The organism is Bacillus sp. LR--39, from assembly GCF_053613335.1.
In genome coordinates, this window is sequence record NZ_JBSIOT010001404.1 from 1 (window position 1) to 555 (window position 555).

Sequence of the window (555 nt, forward strand, 5' to 3'; positions counted from 1 at the left end):
AAAAAAGGATAACAGCCGGAATTTCATAGGAGAAATGGTGCAAAAAATGAAGATTGCAAGAATTTATGTAAGCGCTTTATATTGAGAGGGGCAAAGGGGAAATGCACATTGAAAAAAGGGGGACTTACGCATCATGAAAATAAGAATGCGAAAAAAATGGATGGCCTTGCCGCTTGCTGCCATGATGATCGCCGGATGCAGCCATTCGGAAACATCCAATTCAGCAAGCGATTCGAAAGATACGATCAAAATTATGGCGCCGCTTTTATCGCCGGAAAGCTCGAGTGATAAGAGTCCTTCATTAAAAGCGCTCGAAAAATACACAGGCAAAGAGATTAAGGTCACATGGGTGCCTGATTCATCCTACAACGACAAATTCAACATCGTCATGGCTTCAGGAGAGATGCCTCACGCGATTGTCATTAAAGATAAGTCAGCCGGCTTTATCAAGTCTGTCAAAGCAGGGGCGTTTTGGGAGCTGTCTCCTTATTTAAAAGACTACAAGAATTTAAGCCAGGCAGATGAAAAGATTTTGAAGAACAGCTCGGTGAACGG

General features: G+C 42.9%; 1 protein-coding gene. It reads left to right on the plus strand.

Annotated features, from left to right (window positions below; genetic code table 11):
* Positions 1–133: 133 nt before the first annotated feature.
* A partial coding sequence (locus tag ACWHAR_RS30775; RefSeq protein ID WP_452088898.1) for an extracellular solute-binding protein occupies positions 134–555 on the plus strand: 422 nt, incomplete at its 3' end.